This window comes from Aliamphritea spongicola, assembly GCF_017051665.1.
GTDB lineage: Bacteria > Pseudomonadota > Gammaproteobacteria > Pseudomonadales > Balneatricaceae > Amphritea > Amphritea spongicola.
In genome coordinates this window covers 1-281 of the sequence record NZ_JAFIDL010000131.1, presented here as the reverse complement: position 1 = coordinate 281, position 281 = coordinate 1, and the positions used below count along the sequence as shown (strand labels likewise).

1 protein-coding gene is annotated in these 281 nt (G+C 63.7%); it reads left to right on the top strand.

Going from position 1 to position 281, the window contains the following annotated elements; translation table 11 throughout:
- The coding region (locus tag JYB63_RS23035) for a phosphotransferase family protein (protein ID WP_205660243.1) at window positions 1-281 on the top strand (281 nt) is incomplete at both ends.

Here is a 281-nt window from a genome sequence, read left to right as displayed (position 1 = left end):
GGGCAAAGGCACCCCCGTTCCAATCCACGGTGACGGCAACATATCCAACGTGCTCTTCCATTCCTCCGGCGAGATCCGGCTCGTCGATTATGACCGCGCCGGCATGGGCAGCCCCTGTGAAGAGCTAGGCAGCGCGCTTGTCGAAATGTGCGCCTTCGAGCCGCCTGCTCGCGCGGCCTTCTCGCGTGCCGCGCCGCGCTTCGATCTACCGGACGAGGACGAGATTTTCGACCGCATTCGCCTTTACGGTGTCGCCGACGATCTGCGCTGGACGATGATCG